Here is a 20,588-nt window from a genome sequence, read left to right as displayed (position 1 = left end):
GGCAGGGTGACGGGGTGACGGGGTGGGGCGGGTCAGCTTCCGCCTTCGGCTGCCGCCGGGTGTGCGGCCGCTCGTCGTACGAAGAGGTCGTGCAGATCGCGGGCGGCCTTCGGGACCGAGCCGGAGCGGCGGCGCTGGATCACCATCAGGACGTCGGTGGGGTCTGCCGCCAGCGGGCGGTAAGTGATGGTGCCGCTGCGTTCCAGCGGGTCGCCGATGATGCTGAAGTCAGGCAGGACCGTGGCGCCCAGGCCCTCGGCGACCATCAGCTTGCCCATTTCGGCGCCGTCGGTGGAGTACGAGAAAGAGGGTGTACGTCCCTCGAGGAGCCGGTGGAGGAAGCGGTGCATGACATAGCCGGAGCGCATCACGATCAGCGGCTGGGCGAGCAGTTCGGTCACCGAGACCTCGGTGAGTCCGGCCAGCGGGCTGTCCGGCCGGATGCACACCACCGGGCGGCCCCGCAGGAGTTCGGTGGTGTGGACGTCCGGTGGGAGGTCGTCACCGCGTAGGTAGTTGACGAGGCCGAGGTCGAGGCTGCCTTCCAGCAGCGCGCGGTGGATCTCGGCCTGCTGGGCGCCGATCACCTCGACCTGGGTCAGCGGGTGCCCGGTCCGGAACTCGCGGACGGCCGGGACCAGCAGCGGAACCGTGGCGGCGTTGACCGTGCCCAGGCGCACCATCCGGCTGATGTGGTGCTGGTCGTCCGCGGCCCGGCGCAGTTTGTCGACCGCGTCGAGCACTCCGATGATGTGCGGCAGCAGCTCCCGGCCGTCCTCGCTGATCTTCGCTCCGGAGCGCTTGCGGTCGAGGACGTCCACACCGAGTTCGCGTTCCAGATTGCGGACGGTTTCGCTCAATGCGGGCTGGGACAGATGGAGTTCCTCGGCGGCTCTGCGCAGTGAGCCGAGGCGGGTGACAGTCGCTATGTATTCGAGTTGTTCGATCCGCACGGAATACGCACCCCGGTGATCCGATACCGATGGTGAACCTCGGTGGATTCACTCGCCTTTGAGGCCTTCTCGGTGGGGAGCTTGCCTCCGGTTCAAGGGGAACCCTATCACCACTTCACCTATGCCGTATCGACGCTTCGCAGTTCGATCGCTAAACTCGGCAGGGCGGCGGCCACATGGACCGGAAAAGACCGCAGGAGCCGTCGCCCATTGGCCGGCGCGGAGCAATTTTTGCGAGGAGGTGGCACGTTCATGAAGCAGCAACAAAAGCAGCTCACCCGACGGCGTCACGTCGATCTCGCACGGATCTCCAGTTCGCTCTGTCGCGGTGTCGGCCGGCAGCGCTGACGAATGCTGGTGCTGACGGGAGCGAGCGCTGAAGAGTGCTGCCGCTGACGGCTGGGAGCGCCGGCACCGGTCGTTGACTTCCCTTCCGGAATGACATTTCGCGGCGATCACTACCTCGCCGACCGTGCGCTTCTGCCCATTCAGCACCTGTATTCAGCACCCGAATTCAGCAGTTGCTCACGCCATTCCGTGCGGAAGGGGCGCACTCACTTAGATGCGCCTTCTTGCGCGGCTTCTCGCGCGGCTTCTCGCGCGATCTCATGACGCCCGCCTTCCCGCACACGGTTCCTGCACGCAGTTCCTGCGCGTGGTTCTTGCACGCGGTTTTCCTCACCTCCTGGAGATCTTGATGTCCGACCTGCCCGCCCCCGGCCCCGCACGCTTCGCCTATTGGGTGCCCAATGTCAGTGGCGGCCTGGTGACCAGCACCATCGAGCAGCGCACCGATTGGGGGTACGACTACAACCGCAAGCTGGCGGTGCTGGCCGAGAACAACGGTTTTGAGTATGCGCTGAGCCAGGTCCGCTATATGGCCAGCTACGGCGCCGAATTCCAGCACGAGTCCACGAGTTTCAGCCTCGCGCTGCTGCTCGCCACCGAGCGGCTGAAGGTGATCGCGGCCGTGCATCCGGGGCTGTGGCACCCGGGTGTGCTGGCGAAGCTCGGTGCCACCGCCGATCAGCTCTCCGGCGGCCGGTTCGCGGTGAACGTGGTCAGCGGATGGTTCAAGGGCGAGTTCAGCGCGCTCGGGGAGCCGTGGCTGGAGCACGACGAGCGCTACCGGCGAGCGGAGGAGTTCATCCGGGCGCTGCGCACCATCTGGACCGAGGACCATGCGGAACTGGCCGGGGATTTCTACCGGATCCGGGACTTCTCGCTCAAGCCGAAGCCGCTCAACACCGCCGAGCGCCCGCATCCGGAGATCTTCCAGGGCGGCAACTCCACCGCGGCGCGGGCGATGGCCGGCCGGGTGTCCGACTGGTACTTCAGCAACGGCAAGGACTTCGACGGCGTCACCGAGCAGCTCGCGGACGTCCGGGCGTCGGCCGCAGCCGCAGGCCGGCCGGCCCCCCGCTTCGGGCTGAACGGATTTCTGATCGCGCGGGACACCGAGGCCGAGGCCCGCGACGTGCTGCGGGAGATCATCGCCAAGGCGGACACCGAGGCGGTGCACGGCTTCGGCTCGGCGGTCAAGCAGGCCGGACAGTCCACGGCCGACGGCACGGGCATGTGGCAGGACTCCTCGTTCGAGGACCTGGTCCAGTACAACGACGGCTTCCGTACGGGCCTGATCGGCACACCGGAGCAGATCGCCGAGCGGATCGTGGCCTACAAGCGGCTGGGCGTCGATCTGTTCCTGCTCGGGTTCCTCCACTACCTGGAGGAGGTCGAGTACTTCGGCGAGCGGGTGCTGCCGCTGGTGCGCGAGCTGGAGGCACAGGAGGAGGGCGCGCAGGCGCCGTCCCGGGGAGCGGGCGCGGCGCCGTGGTCCGGCCCGGTTCCGGCAGCCGCCCGGCCCTGAGCGCGTGAGCGCCTGAACCCGAGCGCCCTGGTGTCCGAGCGCCTGAACGCCCGAGCGCACCCTCCCCCCTACCACCCCACCATCCAGGGAGACTTGATATGAGCACCGTCGCTCCGACCGACTGGGCCACCCGGCCCGCACCCGAAGGCCCGCAGGGCTGGATCGAGCGCGCCGCGGAGGTCGCCGCCGTCCTCGCCACCGACGCGGTCGCCCGTGACCGCGCGGGCGCCACCCCGTATGCCGAGGTCCAGCTGCTCAAGGACTCCGGCCTGGTCACCCTTCTCGGGCCCACCGCGCACGGGGGCGCCGGCCAGGACTGGCCGACCGCGTACCGGGTGATCCGGGAGGTCGCCAAGGCGGACGGGTCCATCGGCCAGCTGCTCGGCTACCACTATCTGTGGAACTGGGCCGCGCGGCTGGTCGGCACCCGCGAGCAGTGGGAACACGTGGAGGCCGAGGCCGCCCGGCAACGATGGTTCTTCGGTGGCGCGGTCAACCCGCGTGACAAGGACGTGGCGGTACGGGACGAGGGCGAGACCCTGGTCTTCACCGGCCGGAAGTCGTTCTCCACCGGAAGCAAGGTCTCCGACGTCACCGTGCTGGAAGGGGTCCTGGAAGGCACCGACGACCATGTCTTCGCCATCGTGCCGTCCGACAGCGCCGGGCTGACGTTCCACGACGACTGGGACAACATCGGGCAGCGGCTCACCGAGAGCGGCGGCGTCACCCTGGACGGGGTGCGGGCACCGTGGTCCGCGGCCGCCGGGTACGTCGACAAGGCGTTTCGGCCACGTGTCTACAACACCCTCAACGTACCGACCATCCAGCTGGTCTTCGCCCACTTCTACCTCGGTATCGCGGCGGGCGCCCTGGAGACGGCAGCGGTCTACACCCGTACCAAGGCGCGCTCCTGGCTGCACGGCGGCCATGAGCGGGCGGCCGACGAGCCGTACGTCATCGACATCTACGGCGATCTGACGGGCAAGCTGTGGGCCGCCGAGGCGCTGGCCGACCGGGTGTCCGAGGAGGGGCAGCGGCTGCACGACGATCCGGACGCGGTGACGGAGCAGGACCGTGGTGAGTTCGAGGTCAGGGTCGCCGCCGTCAAGGCGCGCGCCACGGAGGTGGCCCTGGAGGTCACCCAGCGGATCTTCGAGGTGACCGGGGCCCGGTCCACCGCCTCCGCCGAGGGCCTGGACCGCTTCTGGCGCAACGTCCGCACGCACACCCTGCACGACCCGGTGGCCTACAAGCGCCGTGAGGTCGGCCGGTTCGTGCTCGACGGCGCACTCCCCGAGCCGACTTGGTACTCCTGACGACCGGCTCCGCTCCCTGCGCTCCGCCCCGCCCCCGGCGCTCATCGCCTCCCTCTCCCATCTCTCCCTTCTCCCTCTCTCCCCCTGCACTTCGAGGTGATCCCTTCATGGCCACCGTTCTGTCCGTCTCCGGAAGCCCCTCCGCGACCTCGCGTACCGCCCGTCTGCTGCGTCAGCTGGACGCCCGGCTCGCCGACGAGGGGCACCACGTCATTCCGCTGGACGTCCGCAAGCTGCCCGCCGAGGCCCTGCTGGGGGCCGATTTCGGCCATCCGGCGATTGTCGAGGCCACCGAACTGTTCGCCCGTGCCGACGGCGTCATCATCGGCACGCCCGTCTACAAGGCCGCCTACTCCGGTCTGCTCAAGTCGCTGCTGGATCTGCTGCCGCAGTACGCGCTGACGGGCAAGACCGTGCTGCCGCTGGCGACCGGCGGCAGCACCGCCCATGTCCTGGCGATCGACTACGCGCTGCGGCCGGTGCTGTCGTCCATGGGCGCCGCGCACATCGTCCAGGGCTGGTTCGTCCTCGACCGGCATCTGGTCGTACGGGAGGACGGCTCCCTGACCGTGGACCCCGGCGCGCGGGAAGGGCTCGACCAGGTTCTGGACCAGTTCTCCGGGGCGCTCGGGCGCAGCCGGTTGCTGTCCGTCGCGAGCTGACGCCGCCTCCCCCGCCACCGCCCCGCCCTTTCGACGCGCCCCTGGAGGCAGCACCGTGACCGCTACCGCGCGGCCCGCCACCGCCCATGTGATCTCCGATGACGCCGAGGCCCTGGCGGTCGCGGCCGAATTGGCCGAGGCGTTCCGGGCCGGTGCCGCGGAGCGGGACGCCGTTCGCCGACTGCCGCACGCCGAGCTGGCGCGGCTGTCGGCGAGCGGACTGCTGGCCATCACCGTGCCGCGCTCCCACGGGGGCGCACAGGTGCGGACCGAGACGCTCGCCGAGGTCGTACGCCTGCTGGCGACCGGGGACGCCAGTCTGTCCCAGATTCCGCAGAGCCACTTCGTGTACCTCAATGTGCTGCGCCGTCAGGGCACCGCCGGTCAGCAGGCCTTCTTCTTCGGTGAGGTGCTGGCGGGGCGGCGGCTGGGCAATGCCCAGTCGGAGGCGGGGACGCGGCATGCGCAGGACATCCGTACCCGGCTGGTGTCCACGGCGGACGGTTCGTATGTGCTGAGCGGGGTGAAGCACTACGCGACCGGTGCGCTGTTCGCCGACTGGATCCCGGTGCTGGCGCGCGGCCGGGATGAGGCGCTTTATGTGGCGTATGTGCCACGGGAGGCGCCGGGGGTACGGATCGTCGACGACTGGGACGGAATGGGCCAGCGGACCACGGCCAGCGGGACCGTGCACCTGGAGGACGTGACGGTGCCGGCCGACCGGGTCGTCCCGCATCACCTCACCTTTCGCGGCCCCCAACTGCACGGTGCGGTCGCCCAGTTGCTGCATGCCGCGATCGACACCGGGATCGCCTGCGGCGCACTGGCCGAGGCCGCCGCTTTCGTCCGCACCAAGAGCCGGCCGTGGTTCGAGAGCGGTCTCGACAGCGCGGCCGAGGATCCCCTGCTGATCCAGCGGTTCGGGGAACTGGCGGTACGGGTGCGGGCCGCCGAGTCGCTGCTGGCGTCGGCGGCGCGGACGGTGGATGCCGCGGCGCTCGCGCTGACCGACGACTCCGCCGCCGAGGCGTCGATCGCGGTGGCCGCGGCGAAGGTGGTGGCCGCGGAGGCAGCGGTGGAGACCGGCAGCGCGCTGTTCGAGGTGGCCGGGACCCGGTCCGCCCTGGACGGGCTGAATCTTCACCGGCACTGGCGGGACGCGCGCACCCACACCCTGCACGACCCGGTCCGCTGGAAGGTGCAGCACATCGGCCGGTACGTCCTCAACGGCACCCGGCCGCCCCGGCACGGTCTGCTCTGACGACCGGCCCCACCCCGCCCCGGTCTGCCCCTGACGACCGGCCCCGCCCCCATCCCTCCTCCTCCCTCTTCCCCTTCGGAGCCCGTATGTCCTCCCTCACCTTCCACTGGTTCCTGCCCACCTACGGCGACAGCCGGCATGTCGTCGGCGGTGGCCATGGCGTCCCCACCGGGTCCGCCGGCGGCGAGCGGCCCGCCACCCTCGGCTATCTGACGCAGATCGCCCGCGCCGCCGAGGACCTGGGCTTCGAAGGGGCGCTCACCCCCACCGGAGCGTGGTGCGAGGACGCCTGGCTCACCACGGCCATGCTGGCCCGCGAGACCGAACGGCTGAAGTTCCTGGTGGCGTTCCGGCCGGGGATCGTCGCGCCGACCCTGGCCGCCCAGATGGCCGCCACCTTCCAGCGGCACTCCGGCGGACGGCTGCTGCTGAATGTCGTCACCGGTGGCGAGAGCCATGAACAGCGCGCCTACGGGGACTTCCTGGACAAGGACGATCGTTACGCCCGCACCGGCGAATTCCTGGAGATCGTCAAGCAGTTGTGGGACGGGAAGACGGTCGATTTCACCGGGGAGCAGCTGCGGGTGGCGGGCGCCCGGCTGGCCCGGGTGCCCGATCCGGTGCCGCCGGTGTACTTCGGCGGGTCCTCACCGGCCGCCGGAGAGGTGGCCGCGCGCGCCGCCGACGTCTATCTGACCTGGGGCGAGCCGCCGGCCGAGGTCGAGCGGAAGACCGCCTGGATCCGGGAGCTGGCCGGCCGCGCCGGGCGCCGGGTGCGGTTCGGCATCCGGCTGCATGTGATCACCCGGGACACCGCGGAGGCGGCCTGGGCGGAGGCACAGCGGCTGCTGGACGGCTTCGGCCCGGAGGCGATACGTGCGGTGCAGGCGGGGCTGGCCCGCAGCGAGTCCGAGGGGCAGCGCCGGATGCTGGCGCTGCACGGCGGCCGCACCGACGGGCTGGAGATCGCGCCCAATCTGTGGGCCGGCATCGGGCTCGTACGGGGCGGGGCGGGCACCGCGCTGGTCGGCAGCCACACGGAGGTGGCGGAGCGGATCGTGGAGTACCAGCGGCTGGGCATCGAGGAGTTCATCCTCTCCGGGCACCCTCATGTCGAGGAGGCGTACTGGTTCGGGGAGGGGGTGCTGCCGGTGCTGCGGGACGCCGGGCTGTGGCGGCATCCGGCGGCGCGGGCCGACGATTCCCGGGCTGCCGCGCAGGTCCCGTTCGCCGCCGGGGTGGGCCGCTGAAGCAGCGACCGGGTGGGCCGCTGAGCCATGGGCCGGGCGGCCCGCCGCGCTGCCCTGGCCCAATCCTCCCCATCCGGCTGCGCCCTGCCGCCGCACATGATTCGCTGAACTGATCCCCCACCGCCAGGCACCCCGCCCGCAGCAGGAGGACCAGTGACCGGCACCTCGCAGCACGCGCCGCACCACATCTCGTACGCACAGCCCCCGCGGACCGCCGACGGGACGGACAGCGCATCGCACCACCCCGGCCGCCCCCGGAACCCCCCGTACTACGAGGACCGCTCGCCGGGAAGCGGAGTCCTGCCGCCGCGCGCCTGGTACCCGAGGTCGGATGCCGCCCGGCTGTCCCTGCACGGCCGTTGGCGGTTCCGGCTCTCGGCGAGCGCCACCGCCGTGGACGAGTCGTTCGCCCGGCCCGACTTCGACGACGCACAGTGGGAGGAGCTGCGGGTCCCCGGCCACTGGGCGCTCCAGGGACGCTTTGCTTCCGAAGGCTCCTACGAGGGCAACGGCACGGCGCAGCCGAACGGGGCGCCCGCGTACACCAACACCGCCTACCCCTTCCCGGTCGATCCGCCGCGGGTGCCGGACGAGAACCCGACGGGCGATCACCGGCAGGTCTTCGATCTGCCCGAGGGGTGGGGTGAGGGGCCCGCGGTGCTGCACTTCGCCGGGGTGGAGTCCTGCGCCCGGGTCTGGCTCAACGGGCAGGAGCTGGGCCACTTCAAGGGCAGCAGGCTGCCGCACGAGTTCGAGGTGGGGGCGCTGCTGCGGCCGCGCGGCAATGTACTGGCGGTACGTGTCCACCAGTGGTCGTCGGGCAGCTATCTGGAGGACCAGGACCAGTGGTGGCTGCCCGGTATCTTCCGGGAGGTCGCGGTCCACCGCCGTCCCGAGGGTGCGGTCGCCGACCACTTCGTCCACGCCGGGTTCGATCACGTCACCGGCCACGGCACCCTGCGGGTGGAGTGCGCACCGGCCGGCCGGGTGACCGTCCCGGCGCTCGGCCTCGATCTGGCGACCGGCGAGAGCGCCACCGTTCCGGTGCGCCCCTGGACGGCCGAGCAGCCGCATCTCTACGACGGGGAGCTGGTGACCTCCGGGGAGCGGATCCCGCTGCGGATCGGGTTCCGTACGGTCCGCGTCGAGGACGGGCTGCTGAAGGTCAACGGCCGCCGGATCCTGCTGCGCGGCGTCAACCGCCATGAGTTCCATCCGCGCTACGGACGCGCCCTGGACCCCGGGACGATGCGCCGCGATCTGCTGCTGATGAAGCAGCACAACATCAACGCGGTGCGCACCAGCCACTATCCGCCGCACCCCGCCTTCCTCGACCTCTGTGACGAGTTGGGCCTGTGGGTCGTCGACGAGTGCGATCTGGAGACCCACGGGTTCGGCGGGCAGGGCTGGCGGGACAATCCGGTCGATGACCCGCGCTGGGAGCCGGCGCTGCTCGACCGGGCCCGGCGGATGGTCGAGCGGGACAAGAACCACCCCAGCATCGTGCTGTGGTCACTGGGCAACGAGTGCGGCACGGGGCGCGGGCTGTCCGCCATGGCCGCCTGGATGCGCGAACGCGACCCGTCCCGGCCGCTGCACTACGAGGGCGACCCCAGCTGTGCCGACACCGATGTCTACTCCCGGATGTATGCCGACCACGCCGAGGTGGAGCGCATCGGGCAGCGCGCCGAGGCGCCGCTGTCCGACCCGGAGCTGGACGCCCGGCGGCGCCAACTCCCCTTCCTCCTCTGCGAGTACGCGCATGCGATGGGCAACGGTCCGGGCGGGCTGAGCGAGTACCAGCGGCTGTTCGAGCGCTATGAGCGCTGCCAGGGCGGTTTCGTCTGGGAGTGGATCGACCACGGGCTGCGGCAGCAGACGCCCGCCGACGAGGTCTTCCACGCCTACGGCGGCGACTTCGGCGAGGAGCTGCACGACGGGAACTTCGTCTGCGACGGCCTGGTCTTCCCCGACCGGGTGCCCTCCCCGGGCCTGCTGGAGTTCAAGAAGGTCGTCGAACCGGTGCGGATCGAGGCCGAGACCGAGGCCGGGACCGACGAGGACGGCACGGCGGGCGCGGTCCGGATCACCAATCTGTACGACTTCGCCGGCCTCGGCCATCTCGGCTTCCGCTGGATCTACGAGGTGGACGGTGAGCTGCGCGGGCACGGCCGGCTGGAGGTGCCGCCGTTGGCGCCCGGCGAGTCGGCCGTGGTGCGGTTGCCGACGCCGCCGGTCGAGCCGGGCGACGACGGGGAGGCGCTGTGGACGGTCCGGGCCGTGCTGGACGAGGACAGCGCATGGGCGGCGGCCGGGCACGAGGTCGCCTGGGGCCAGCTGCCGGCCGCACCGCGCCCCGCCGTCACTCCCCCGGCGGCCACCGCCGCACCGCGCCGCGGTGAGGGCAATGTGATCGTCCTCGGCCCGGGGACCTTCGACGCCGGCACGGGGGCGCTGGCCTATCTGGACGGCGTCCGGATCGGCGGCCCCCGGCTGGACGTCTGGCGCGCGCCGACCGACAACGACGAGGCCGCCCCCTGGCAGCCGGGGCCGCGGCCGGCCACCGAGTGGCGGCGGATCGGCCTGCACCGGATGCGGCACCGCGTCGATGCCGTCGAGACCGGCCCGGACACCGTGGTGGTACGGTCCCGGGTCGCCCCGGCCGGGTCCCCGCTGGCGCTGCGCACGGTCTACCGCTGGACGGCTCAACGGGACCTGCTGCGACTGGAGTTGAGCGTCGAGCCCGAGGGCGACTGGCCGGTTCCGCTGCCGCGGCTCGGGGTGCGGATGCGGGTGTGCGGCAGCCTGGGGCTGGCGAAGTGGTTCGGCGGCGGGCCGGGGGAGGGCTATCCGGACACCCGGGCGGCCGCACGGGTCGGCCGCTGGTCGATGCCGGTGGATGCGCTCCAGACGCCGTACGTGCGGCCGCAGGAGAACGGTGCGCGGCCCGGTGTGCGCTGGGCGGAGCTGACCCGTACGGACGGCTCGGGCCTGCGGATCGAGGGCGATCCGGACTTCTTCCTCACCGCCCGCCGGTGGTCGGTCGAGGAGCTGGCCGCGGCCCGCCACACCACGGATCTGCGGCCCGGCGACGGCCTGTGGCTGCATCTCGACCATGCGCAGCACGGCATCGGCAGCCAGTCGTGCGGGCCGGGGGTGCTGCCGCAGCACCGGCTGGAGGTGGCACCGGCGCGGTTCACGTTCGTGTTCTCGTCGCTGCACTGAATCCCGCGCCGTACCGTGCGCCGGCCGCCGGGTGGCCGGCCGGCCGGTGCCGTACGTCGCGTCGCGCCGTGCCATACGTCGCGCCGTGCGTGCGACGCACCCCTCCGGCCAGGGGTCTTGTCACCTGCGGCGATACGATCCGGGGTGAGGCGTGCGCACCCACGCGTCCCGCACCACCGAGAGGCTTTGCACCATGGTCAGCACCTCCCCGCCGCTCGCCGACGCCCTCGCCGCGGGGCCGGTCGTCCTCGACGGCGGGCTGTCCAACCAGCTGGAGGCAGCCGGGCACGACCTCAGCGACGCGCTGTGGTCGGCCCGGCTGCTGGCCGAGGAGCCGGAGGCGGTGGTGCAGGCGCATCTGGCGTACTACGAAGCCGGGGCGCAGGTCGCGATCACGTCCAGCTATCAGGCGACGTTCGAGGGGTTCGCGCGGCGCGGTATCGGCGAGGAGCAGGCCGCGGCGCTGCTCGGCCGGAGCGTGGAGCTGGCCCGCGAGGCGGCCGGGCGGGCGTCGGCCGGCGGGGTCGCCGGGCCGCTGTATGTGGCGGCTTCGGCGGGTCCGTACGGGGCGATGCTGGCGGACGGCTCCGAGTACCGCGGCCGCTACGGCCTGTCGGTGGACGAGCTGGAGCGGTTCCACCGGCCGCGTCTGGAGGTGCTGGCCGCGGCGGGCCCCGATGTGCTGGCACTGGAGACGGTGCCGGACGCCGAGGAGGCCCGTGCGCTGCTGCGGGCGGTGCGCGGGCTGGGTGTGCCGGCCTATCTGTCGTACAGCGTCGCGGGCGACCGCACCCGGGCCGGGCAGCCGCTGGCGGAGGCGTTCGCAGTGGCGGCGGACGTGGACGAGGTGATCGCGGTGGGGATCAACTGCTGCGCGCCGGACGATGCGGACCGGGCGGTGCGGCTGGCGGCGCAGGTCACCGGCAGGCCGGTGGTGGTCTACCCCAACAGCGGGGAGAGCTGGGACGCCGCGGCGCGGGCCTGGTGCGGCAGCCCGGCGTTCAGCGCGGACCGGGTCGCCGCCTGGGCCGCGGACGGCGCCCGGCTCATCGGCGGCTGCTGCCGGGTGGGCCCGGATGCCATCGCCGAGCTGGCGGCCGGTCTCGGCCGCTGACGGGACGGCCCGGTAGCGGGAGCCCGGCGGGCCGCCACGGACGCGACGGCCACCCCGGGAGCGGAGCCGGCGGTCGCCACGGGCCAGGATGCGGGCCGAAGGCGTTACACAGACGCAACCGAAGCAGCGGCGACAGGGCCCCGGGCCGATGGCAGTATGCAGCCACATCGCAGCACGCACGGCTTGGTTGATGTTCATCCTGCCCCTGGAGGGCCTGTGTCCGCTCGCTCCGCGTTGCCTGTCATAGCCGCTGCCGCGGCCATCGTCGTTCTGGCGGGGTGCAGCAGCACCAAGTCCGACGGGAAGAAGGGCTCCGGTGGCCTGGAGCTGGTCTCCTCCGGGACCTTGAAGACCTGCACCCACCTGCCCTACGCGCCGTTCCAGGTGAAGAAGGACGGCAAGGTCGTCGGGTTCGATGTGGATCTGGTGGACCTGGTCGCCAAGGACCTGGGCGTCAAGCAGGAGATCGTCAATACGCCCTTCGAAGGCATCGAGACCGGCCAGGACTTCACCATCCGCAAATGCGATCTTGCCGCGGCCGGCATGACGATCACGTCCGCGCGGGACAAGGTCATGGATTTCTCCGACCCCTATTTCAATGCCACCCAGGCACTGCTGACGAAGTCCGGCAAGCCCTTCAAGAAGGTCGAGGACCTCAAGGGCAAGAAGCTCGGATACCAGAAGGCCACCACCGGCGGGATCTACGCCAAGAAGCACGGCAAGGGCGTCGAGCTGGTGGAGTTCGAGGATCTGGGGCTGCTGCTGACCGCCGTGAAGTCCGGGCAGGTCGATGCCGGCATCAATGACAACGGCGTGCTCTTCGACTATGTGAAGCAGAACGCGGACACCGAGGTCACCGCGGAATTCAACACCGGTGAGCACTACGGCATCGGCGTACGCACCGGAAATGACGCGCTGCGCAAGAAGATCAACGCGGTCATCAAGAAGGCGAAATCCGACGGGAGTTACGACCGGATCTACAAGAAGTGGTTCGGCACCACCCCGCAGAGCTGAGGCCGGCCGTCATGTCACTGTCCAAACGACAGCGCGCGCGGGCGATCCGCGGCGTGCAGTACGGCGTGCTGGTCGCCGCCGTGGTGGCCTTTGCGCTGGTCGCCGACTGGCACCAGCTGCGGATGGCGTTCTTCGACGTGGAGGTCGCCAAGGCGCTCTTCCCGGAGATCATCACCACGGCGCTGGTCAACACCGTCCTCTACACCCTGCTCGGCTTCGGTTTCGGTCTGGCGCTCGGCCTGGTGCTCGCACTGATGCGGCTCTCGTCGGTGCCGCCCTACCGCTGGATCGCCGTCACCTATATCGAGTTCTTCCGCGGGATCCCCTGTCTGCTGGTGTTCATCGCGCTCGGCTTCGGTGTGCCGCTGGCCTTCGAGGTCGCGCTCGATATGAACATCACGGTGATGCTGTCGCTCGGACTGGTGGGCGCTGCCTATATGGCGGAGACCATCCGGGCCGGTATTCAGGCGGTCCCCAAGGGCCAGACCGAGGCGGCGCGTTCCCTGGGGATGTCGCACGGCCGGGCAATGATCTCGATCGTCATTCCCCAGGCGTTCCGTATCGTGCTGCCACCGCTGACCAATGAATTGATCCTGCTGACCAAGGACTCCTCGCTGGTGTATCTGCTGGGACTCTCCCTCACCCAGTTCGAGCTGGCCAACTTCGGCCGGGATGCCCTCAATGAGCACAAGAGCCTGACCCCGATCCTGATCGCCGGGCTGCTCTATCTCGTGATCACCCTCCCGCTCGGCCAGCTGGTCCGTCGGCTGGAGGCCCGTACGGCGAAGGCCAGGTGAGCGGCGTGACGACCGACCAGGCGGCACCGGAGACGGCGGATGCGAAGGCCATCGACGTACAGGGCCTGCGCAAGGCGTTCGGTGAGCTGGAGGTGCTGCGCGGGATCGACTTCTCGGTGGCGCGCGGCGAGGTGGTGTGTGTCATCGGGCCCTCGGGGTCGGGGAAGTCGACCTTGTTGCGCTGTGTGAATCTGCTGGAGGAGCCGAGCGCGGGGCGGGTCGTGGTGGCCGGCACCGAGGTCACCGACCCGGATGTGGACATCGACCGGGTCCGGCGGCGGATCGGGATGGTCTTCCAGGCCTTCAACCTCTTTCCGCATCTGACCGCGCTGGAGAATCTGACGATCGCCCAGCGCCGGGTGCTGCGCCGTGACCGCGGCGAGGCGGAGCGGATCGCCCGCGCCAATCTCGAACGGGTCGGGCTGAGCGACAAGGCGGGGTCCTATCCCGCGCAGTTGTCGGGCGGACAGCAGCAGCGGGTGGCCATCGCCCGTGCGCTCTCCATGGAACCGGAGCTGATGCTCTTCGACGAGCCGACGTCGGCGCTGGACCCCGAGCTGGTCGGCGATGTGCTGGCGGTGATGCGAGCGCTGGCGCAGGAAGGCATGACGATGCTCGTCGTCACCCACGAGATGAGCTTTGCGCGGGAGGTCGCCGACCGGGTGGTGTTCATGGACGGCGGGGTGATCGTCGAGGAGGGCACACCGGAGCAGGTGGTGGGCGCCCCGCAGCACGAGCGGACCCGGACCTTTCTGGCGCGGGTGCTGGACCCGGCGGCCGCGGAGGTCACGGACACCGGCGCGGCGGGCAAGCGGGTCGACCGCTGACCGGTCGAGGGCGTCGCGGCCGGCGGGCCGCGCACCGCCCGCTCGTCAACGGCCACGGCGTCGCCAGGAAGGACGGCCCCGATGCGTTCAACGCTCAGGGCCGTCTCGTCGACGGCCGGGGTGCCGACGACGGCGGTGACCGTCCGGCTCAGGAAAGCGGCTTGGTCAGCTTCTTGGTGGCAGTGCTGTTGCCCGCCAGGCTACAGCTGACGGACTTGATGCCGATCTTGTAGCCGTCGAGGGTGGGGTACTGGATGTAGGTGCCCTCGGCGGTCCCCCTGGGCTGCCGGGCCGCCTTGCTCTGCAGCTCGTTGCGGCACAGCGAGGACGCCTTGGCCCGGATCTCGGTCTCGGTCGTCAGGCCGGATCCGAGGCGGTGGACGGTGACGACCTCGGCATCGTGCGGGCCGTTGCAGGAGGCCTTGTCGTTGTTGCCGCCACCGCCGGCCGGACGGTCGTAGCAGTCGCCGGCCTTCATCAGGTAGAAGGGGATCTTGTCGTCGTCGGGCGTCGGCGTGCTGCTCTCGAAGTCGCTGCCGGTGGGCGTCCCGGTGGGGGTGGCGTCATAGGAGGGCGTCGCGGACGGTGTGGCGCTGGTGCTCGAAGCGGGCGACTGGGCACGGTTGTTGCTGCCGCCGTCGTCGCTGTTGTTGATCACGATGAAGGTGATGACGGCGGCCAGCACGACCACACCACCGCCGATGATCGCCGCGATGGTCTTGCCGTTGCCGCCACCGCCGGGCGGGCCGGGCGGCTGCTGCCAACCGCCGGGGCCACCCGGGCCGGGAGGGCCGTAGCCGCCGCCTGCGGGCGGTCCGAAGCCACCGGGGGGCTGGTTGCCGCCCGCGGGCGGGCCGTAGCCGCCCGGGCCGAACCCGCCCTGGCCCTGGCCGCTCGGGCCGTAGCCACCGGCCGGCGGGCCATAGCCGCCCGGGGTGCCCTGAGGCGGCTGAGGCGGCTGGTTCGGCGGCGGAGGCGGAGGAAAACTCATGTGGAAATGATCGCTTCTTTACTCGGTTTTCAGGGACTCGGTGACCAACCTGGAACATTTCAGGTCTGAAATGTCCGGCCCATGGGCACCGTTGGCGACAGGCAGCAAGCCACCCTACGGCTCGGAGGTTCTTCGTGTTCACCGACCTGCCCCTGGACGAGCTGCACACCTACCGCCCGCCGCGCCCCGAGCCGGCCGGCTTCGACGCCTTCTGGCGGCGCACCCTCGACGAGGCCGGTGCCCACGACCTCGACGCGCGTTTCGCCGAGGCCGATGCGGGGCTGGCCCTGCTGCACACCTATGACGTGACGTTCTCCGGCTTCGGCGGGCACCGCATCCGCGGCTGGTTCCTGTTCCCGCGGGCGGCCGACGGGCCGCTGCCGTGCATCGTGCAGTACCTCGGCTACGGCGGCGGCCGGGGCATGGTGCACGACTGGCTGCTGTGGCCGTCCGCGGGGTACGCCACCCTCGTCATGGACACCCGTGGACAGAGCGGCCCCAACCGGCCCGGCGACACCCCCGATCCGGTCGGCTCCGGCAATCCGGGCGTACCCGGCAAGATGACCCAGGGCCTGCTCGATCCCGATGACTACTACTACCGGCGGCTGTTCACCGACGCGGTACGGGCCGTGGAGGTGGCACGCGGACACCAGGCGGTGGACGCCGGCCGGACCGTGGTCGCCGGCGGCAGCCAGGGCGGTGCCGCCGCCCTGGCGGTGACGGGCCTGGTCCCCGGCCTGGCGGGCGCGTTGATCGATGTCCCGTTCCTAACCCACATCCGCCGCGCGGTCGAGATCACCGACACCGGGCCGTACGGCGAACTCACCCGCTACTTCGCGGGTGCGCGCGGCCACATCGACACCGCGCTGCACACCCTGGACCACTTCGACGGCCTCAATTTCGCGGCCCGGTCCTCCGCCCCCGCCCTCTTCGGCACGGCGCTGCGCGACGAGGTGGTCCCGCCCTCGACCGGCTTCGCCGCGTACCACCACTACGGGGGCGAGAAGGAGTTGAAGGTGTGGCGGTTCAACGCCCACGAGGGGGGCGGCGGCGAGCAGCGGGCAGCCGAAATAGCCTTTGTGCGCAAGCTGTTCGGCTGAGCGGCCACCCGCCTTCCTGGCACCCCTCAGACGGCCCCCAGCAGGTGTTCCAGCGCCAGCTGGTCCAGATGCTCGAAGGCCATCCCGCGGGCGGCTGCCGCCTCGACGTCGAAGGTTTCGTAGGCGGTGCCGTCGGCGAGCAGTCCGGCCAGGCCGTCCTCGGCGGTGGGCCGGGCCAGCTGGTCCAGGCGCGCGGCGCGCAGCGCGTCCTGGACGGCCGGGTCGGCCCGGAAGGCCGCGGCGCGCTCCTTGAGGAGCAGATAGTTGCGCATGCAGCCGGCCGCCGACGTCCAGACGCCGTCCAGGTCCTCGGTGCGCGGCGGCTTGAAGTCGAAGTGCCGCGGTCCGCCGTAACCGGCCGTCTCCAGCAGGTCGACCAGCCAGAACGCGGACCGCAGGTCGCCCGCGCCGAAGCGCAGGTCCTGGTCGTACTTGATCCCGCTCTGGCCGTTGAGGTCGATGTGGAAGAGCTTGCCGGCCCACAGCGCCTGGGCGATGCCGTGCGGGAAGTTCAGCCCGGCCATCTGCTCGTGCCCGACCTCGGGGTTGACGCCGTAGAGCTCGGGGCGCTCCAGCCGCTCGATGAAGGCGAGGGCGTGGCCGACGGTGGGCAGCAGAATGTCGCCGCGCGGCTCGTTGGGCTTGGGCTCGATGGCGAACTTCAGGTCGTAGCCCTGCTCGACGACGTACTGGCCGAGGAGGTCGAAGGCCTCCTTCATCCGGTCCAGGGCGGCCCGTACGTCCTTGGCGGCCCCGGACTCCGCGCCTTCCCGTCCGCCCCAGGCCACATAGGTGCGGGCGCCCAGCTCGGCGGCCAGGTCGATGTTGCGGAGTGTCTTGCGCAGTGCGTAGCGGCGGACGCCACGGTCGTTGGCGGTGAAGGCGCCGTCCTTGAAGACGGGGTGGGTGAAGAGGTTGGTGGTCGCCATCGGGACGATCAGGCCGGTGGCGTCCAGTGCCTGCCGGAAGCGTTTGACGGCCGTCTCGCGCTCGATGTCGCCGGCGCCGAACGGGATCAGATCGTCGTCGTGGAAGGTGACGCCGTACGCGCCGAGGTCGGCGAGGCGGTGGACCGACTCGACGGGGTCCAGGACCCGGCGGGTGGCGTCCCCGAAGGGGTCACGGCCCTGCCAGCCGACGGTCCACAGGCCGAAGCTGAACTTGTCCCCGGGCACGGGCTGACGGCTCATCGTGACTCCCTCGATCATTTAGTCAACGCACTTTACAAATTCCGCCGCGGCCAAACTAATATGCGACAGCACACCGGGGAACCCCCTGGACCGACACCATGGGATACGGGCCGCCGAGGGAGAGTGCACGATGGGCGCACAGTCAGCCGGACCGCTGGTCGTCGGGGTGGACAGCTCGACGCAGTCCACCAAGGCGCTGGTCGTGGATGCCACGACCGGCGTGGTCATCGCCCGGGGGCAGGCCCCGCACACGGTCAGCGGCGGCGACGCCAAGGAGAGCGACCCCGGCCGGTGGTGGCAGGCACTGGGCGAGGCGCTGGCACAGTGCGGCGACGCGGCGCGGCAGGCCTCGGCGCTGTCCGTCGGCGGTCAGCAGCACGGGCTGGTCGCGCTGGACGCGGCCGGTGAGCCGGTGCGCCCCGCCCTGCTGTGGAACGACGTACGCCCGGCGCCGCAGAGCGAGCGGCTGATCGCGGAGCTGGGGGGCGCGAAGGCCTGGGCCCAGCGGGTGGGCAGCGTGCCGGGTCCGGCGTTCACCGTGGCCAAGTGGGCCTGGCTGCGGGAGACCGAGCCGGCCGCGGCCGCCGCCACCGCCGCGGTGCGACTGCCGCACGACTACCTCACCGAGCGTCTGACCGGCGAGTCCGTCACCGATCGCGGCGACGCGTCCGGGACCGGGTGGTGGGCGTCGTCCACCGAGTCCTACGACGCGGAGATCCTGGAGCACGTCGGACTGTCCCCCGAGGCGCTGCCGCGGGTGGCGCTCCCGGGTGAGGCCGCCGGGACCGTGCACGCCGACGATCTGCCGCTGCCCCATGGTGCGTTGGTGGCTGCCGGGACGGGGGACAACATGGCGGCCGCGCTCGGGCTGGGCCTGCGTCCCGGGCAGCCGGTGCTGAGCCTGGGCACCTCGGGGACGGTCTATGCGGTCTCCGCCCACCGGCCCGCCGATCCGACCGGCACCGTGGCGGGCTTCGCCGATGCCCGCGGCGACTGGCTGCCGCTGGCCTGCACCCTGAACTGCACGCTCGCCGTGGACCGGGTGGCGGCGCTGCTGGGGCGCGACCGGGAGGCCGTGGAGGCGGGCGGTGAGGTGGCGATGCTGCCGTTCCTCGACGGCGAGCGCACCCCGAACCTGCCCGGCGCCTCGGGCCTGGTCCACGGGCTGCGGCACGACACCACCGCCGGTCAGCTGCTCCAGGCCGCCTACGACGGTGCGGTGTTCGCGCTGCTCCAGGCCCTGGACCGGGTGCTGGACGCGGATGCCGCGCCCGATACGCCGCTGCTGCTGATCGGCGGCGGCGCGAAGGGCCGGGCCTGGCGGGAGACGGTACGCCGGCTGTCGGGCCGCCCGGTGGTGGTGCCCGAGGCGCAGGAACTGGTGGCGCTCGGCGCGGCGGCGCAGGCGGCCGGACTGCTGCTGGAGGAGGACCCGGCGGCGGTGGCCCGTCGTTGGGGCACGGCGCGCGGCGCGGAGTACGAGGCTCAGCCGCGGGACGTCGCCGCCTGGGACCGGCTGGCGACGACGCTCGCCGACGGCGAGGCGCTGCTGCGACGGTGACCGCAGCACCGCAGCCGTACACCAGGAGGGACCGCACCCTCGCCATCACCCCGAGGAGAACCCTGTGACCGCGCCCGGCGGCGACACCCAGCACGGCATCCGGCGGCGCAATCTGGCCCGGGTGCTCCGGACCGTGGCCATGCAGGGTCCGCTCTCCCGGCCGGCGGTCGCGGCGCGGATCGGGCTGACCCGGGCGGGTGTGGCCCCGCTGGCCGACGAGCTGCTGCGGGCCGGGCTGCTGGTCGAGACGGCGCGGGCGGCGACCGGCGGCCGCGGGCGGCCGGGCAGTGAACTGACGGTCAGCGACCGTGGCCCGGCCGGGATCGGGGCCGAGATAGGCGTCGATCATCTGGCGGTGTGCGCGGTCGATCTGCGCGGGCGGGTCCGGGCCAGGGCGGCGGTCGGTGCGGCGAACCGGCACAGCGCTCCGGGGCCGGTGCTGCGGCGGCTGTCCGCGCTGCTCGCGGAGGTGACCGAAGAGATCGCCGCCGAGGGACTGCGGCCGGCCGGGCTGGCGGTGGCCGTGCCCGGTCTGGTGGCCCGCGGTTCGACGACCGTGGTGCACGCGCCCAACCTCGGCTGGCGGGCGGCCGATCTGGCCCCGGGGCTCGCCGGGGCAACGGCCCCGGGCGACGGCTCCCTCCCCCTTCCGCTGACCGTCGAGAACGAGGCCAACCTCGGGGCGCTGGCCGAACTCCGGCTGGGCCGGGACGACGGCCGGCCGGCCCCGCCGCCGGACTTCGTGCATGTGTCGGCCGAGATCGGTATCGGTGCCGCAGTCGTCGTGGACGGTCAACTGCTGCGGGGGGCACGGGGGTTCGCGGGGGAGCTGGGACATGTGCCGGTGTATCCGGACGGCCCGGCGTGCGACTGCGGCGGCCGGGGCTGTCTGGAGCGGTACGCGGGGGAAGAGGCCGTGCTGCGCGCAGGCGGGCTCACCCCCGGGCGGGCGGCGGCCGCGCATCCGGGCCCGGGGGCCCGTATCGGCCTGCTGGCGCGCCGTGCCGCCGACGGGGACGCGGCCGTCGTGCGGGCGCTGCACGAGGCGGGGACGGCGCTCGGGATCGCGCTCGCCGGGGCGGTGAATCTGCTCGATCCGCAAGCGGTGGTCCTCGGCGGTGCGCTCGCCGGGCTGGCGCCCTGGATCCTGCCGTCCCTGGAACGGGAGTTGGCGCTGCGGACAACCGTCGCGGCGGATCCCGGGCGGGCCGACGGCCCGTTGGTGACGGTCTCCCGGCTGGGCGCGGACGGGCCGCTGCTCGGGGCGGCGCACGCGGCGCTCCAGGCCGTACTGGACGATCCCCTCCACTCCTGCGCCCCGGCACACTCTCCCCGGAATTGAACCCGCTAAACCTTTCCAGGGAACGAGAATTCCATGCCACCCCATCGAGCGATTGTGCCGATAAAAACAGCACCACTACCTTCGGTTCGGCGGGTTGCCGCGGAACGGCCTTGAA

General features: G+C 71.8%; 17 protein-coding genes. 14 read left to right on the top strand and 3 right to left on the bottom strand.

Going from position 1 to position 20,588, the window contains the following annotated elements:
- Nucleotides 1–32: 32 nt before the first annotated feature.
- Nucleotides 33–953: a LysR family transcriptional regulator gene (locus tag IF67_RS0121685; RefSeq protein WP_030988086.1), complete on the bottom strand. Its 921-nt coding sequence runs from the start codon at nucleotides 951–953 to the stop codon at nucleotides 33–35.
- 252 nt (nucleotides 954–1,205) lie between these two features.
- Between IF67_RS0121685 and IF67_RS46000 the strand changes: the two genes are divergently transcribed.
- The 11 genes from IF67_RS46000 (at nucleotide 1,206) to IF67_RS0121635 (ending at nucleotide 14,289) form a co-directional block, all read left to right on the top strand.
- Nucleotides 1,206–1,301 carry a putative leader peptide gene (locus IF67_RS46000; protein WP_324608891.1) on the top strand — a complete coding sequence of 32 codons (96 nt, stop codon included), beginning with the start codon at nucleotides 1,206–1,208 and terminating at the stop codon, nucleotides 1,299–1,301.
- Between the two features lie 349 nt (nucleotides 1,302–1,650).
- Nucleotides 1,651–2,823: a dimethylsulfone monooxygenase SfnG gene (gene sfnG, locus IF67_RS0121680; RefSeq protein WP_107050265.1), complete on the top strand. Its 1,173-nt coding sequence runs from the start codon at nucleotides 1,651–1,653 to the stop codon at nucleotides 2,821–2,823.
- Between the two features lie 98 nt (nucleotides 2,824–2,921).
- Nucleotides 2,922–4,139, top strand: a complete 1,218-nt coding sequence (locus tag IF67_RS0121675; protein ID WP_030988082.1) for an acyl-CoA dehydrogenase family protein — start codon at nucleotides 2,922–2,924, stop codon at nucleotides 4,137–4,139.
- A 107-nt stretch (nucleotides 4,140–4,246) separates the two neighbouring features.
- A complete protein-coding gene (gene ssuE / locus IF67_RS0121670) occupies nucleotides 4,247–4,801 on the top strand; it encodes an NADPH-dependent FMN reductase (RefSeq protein WP_030988080.1) in 555 nt (184 codons plus the stop codon).
- 55 nt (nucleotides 4,802–4,856) lie between these two features.
- The gene (locus IF67_RS0121665) at nucleotides 4,857–6,062 is read left to right on the top strand and encodes an SfnB family sulfur acquisition oxidoreductase (RefSeq protein ID WP_030988078.1); all 1,206 of its coding nucleotides are present in this window, start codon (nucleotides 4,857–4,859) and stop codon (nucleotides 6,060–6,062) included.
- An 86-nt stretch (nucleotides 6,063–6,148) separates the two neighbouring features.
- Complete coding sequence (locus IF67_RS0121660) at nucleotides 6,149–7,312, top strand: LLM class flavin-dependent oxidoreductase (protein WP_030988077.1); 1,164 nt, start codon at nucleotides 6,149–6,151, stop codon at nucleotides 7,310–7,312.
- 153 nt (nucleotides 7,313–7,465) lie between these two features.
- Nucleotides 7,466–10,537, top strand: a complete 3,072-nt coding sequence (locus tag IF67_RS0121655; RefSeq protein WP_030988075.1) for a glycoside hydrolase family 2 TIM barrel-domain containing protein — start codon at nucleotides 7,466–7,468, stop codon at nucleotides 10,535–10,537.
- Nucleotides 10,538–10,730: 193 nt separating this feature from the next.
- On the top strand, nucleotides 10,731–11,651 hold the full coding sequence (mmuM, locus tag IF67_RS0121650; protein WP_030988073.1) for a homocysteine S-methyltransferase: 921 nt from the start codon (nucleotides 10,731–10,733) through the stop codon (nucleotides 11,649–11,651).
- Between the two features lie 216 nt (nucleotides 11,652–11,867).
- Entirely contained in the window at nucleotides 11,868–12,665 is a 798-nt protein-coding gene (locus tag IF67_RS0121645) for an ABC transporter substrate-binding protein (protein ID WP_030988071.1), read from the top strand.
- An 11-nt stretch (nucleotides 12,666–12,676) separates the two neighbouring features.
- Nucleotides 12,677–13,462, top strand: coding sequence for an amino acid ABC transporter permease (locus tag IF67_RS0121640; protein ID WP_030988070.1), 786 nt, complete (start codon nucleotides 12,677–12,679; stop codon nucleotides 13,460–13,462).
- The gene (locus tag IF67_RS0121635) at nucleotides 13,459–14,289 is read left to right on the top strand and encodes an amino acid ABC transporter ATP-binding protein (protein WP_030988068.1); all 831 of its coding nucleotides are present in this window, start codon (nucleotides 13,459–13,461) and stop codon (nucleotides 14,287–14,289) included. The genes IF67_RS0121640 and IF67_RS0121635 overlap by 4 nt, the downstream gene beginning before the upstream one ends.
- Nucleotides 14,290–14,437: 148 nt before the next feature.
- On the opposite strand, the gene IF67_RS0121630 is transcribed toward IF67_RS0121635, so the two are convergent.
- On the bottom strand, nucleotides 14,438–15,280 hold the full coding sequence (locus IF67_RS0121630; protein ID WP_030988066.1) for a hypothetical protein: 843 nt from the start codon (nucleotides 15,278–15,280) through the stop codon (nucleotides 14,438–14,440).
- A gap of 134 nt (nucleotides 15,281–15,414) precedes the next feature.
- Between IF67_RS0121630 and IF67_RS0121625 the strand changes: the two genes are divergently transcribed.
- Complete coding sequence (locus IF67_RS0121625) at nucleotides 15,415–16,380, top strand: acetylxylan esterase (protein ID WP_030988064.1); 966 nt, start codon at nucleotides 15,415–15,417, stop codon at nucleotides 16,378–16,380.
- Nucleotides 16,381–16,406: 26 nt separating this feature from the next.
- On the opposite strand, the gene xylA is transcribed toward IF67_RS0121625, so the two are convergent.
- Nucleotides 16,407–17,570: a xylose isomerase gene (gene xylA / locus IF67_RS0121620; protein WP_030988062.1), complete on the bottom strand. Its 1,164-nt coding sequence runs from the start codon at nucleotides 17,568–17,570 to the stop codon at nucleotides 16,407–16,409.
- Between the two features lie 130 nt (nucleotides 17,571–17,700).
- On the opposite strand from xylA, the gene xylB reads away from it, so the two are divergent.
- Nucleotides 17,701–19,131 carry a xylulokinase gene (gene xylB, locus IF67_RS0121615; protein ID WP_030988059.1) on the top strand — a complete coding sequence of 477 codons (1,431 nt, stop codon included), beginning with the start codon at nucleotides 17,701–17,703 and terminating at the stop codon, nucleotides 19,129–19,131.
- Nucleotides 19,132–19,195: 64 nt separating this feature from the next.
- On the top strand, nucleotides 19,196–20,473 hold the full coding sequence (locus IF67_RS0121610) for an ROK family transcriptional regulator (protein WP_030988058.1): 1,278 nt from the start codon (nucleotides 19,196–19,198) through the stop codon (nucleotides 20,471–20,473).
- Nucleotides 20,474–20,588: the final 115 nt, after the last annotated feature.

The organism is Streptomyces sp. NRRL S-1813 (genome assembly GCF_000719605.1).
In the GTDB taxonomy this organism is placed as follows: Bacteria; Actinomycetota; Actinomycetes; order Streptomycetales; family Streptomycetaceae; genus Streptomyces; species Streptomyces decoyicus.
Note: the sequence above shows the minus strand (reverse complement) of the source record. Positions and strands in the feature narration are given on the sequence as shown.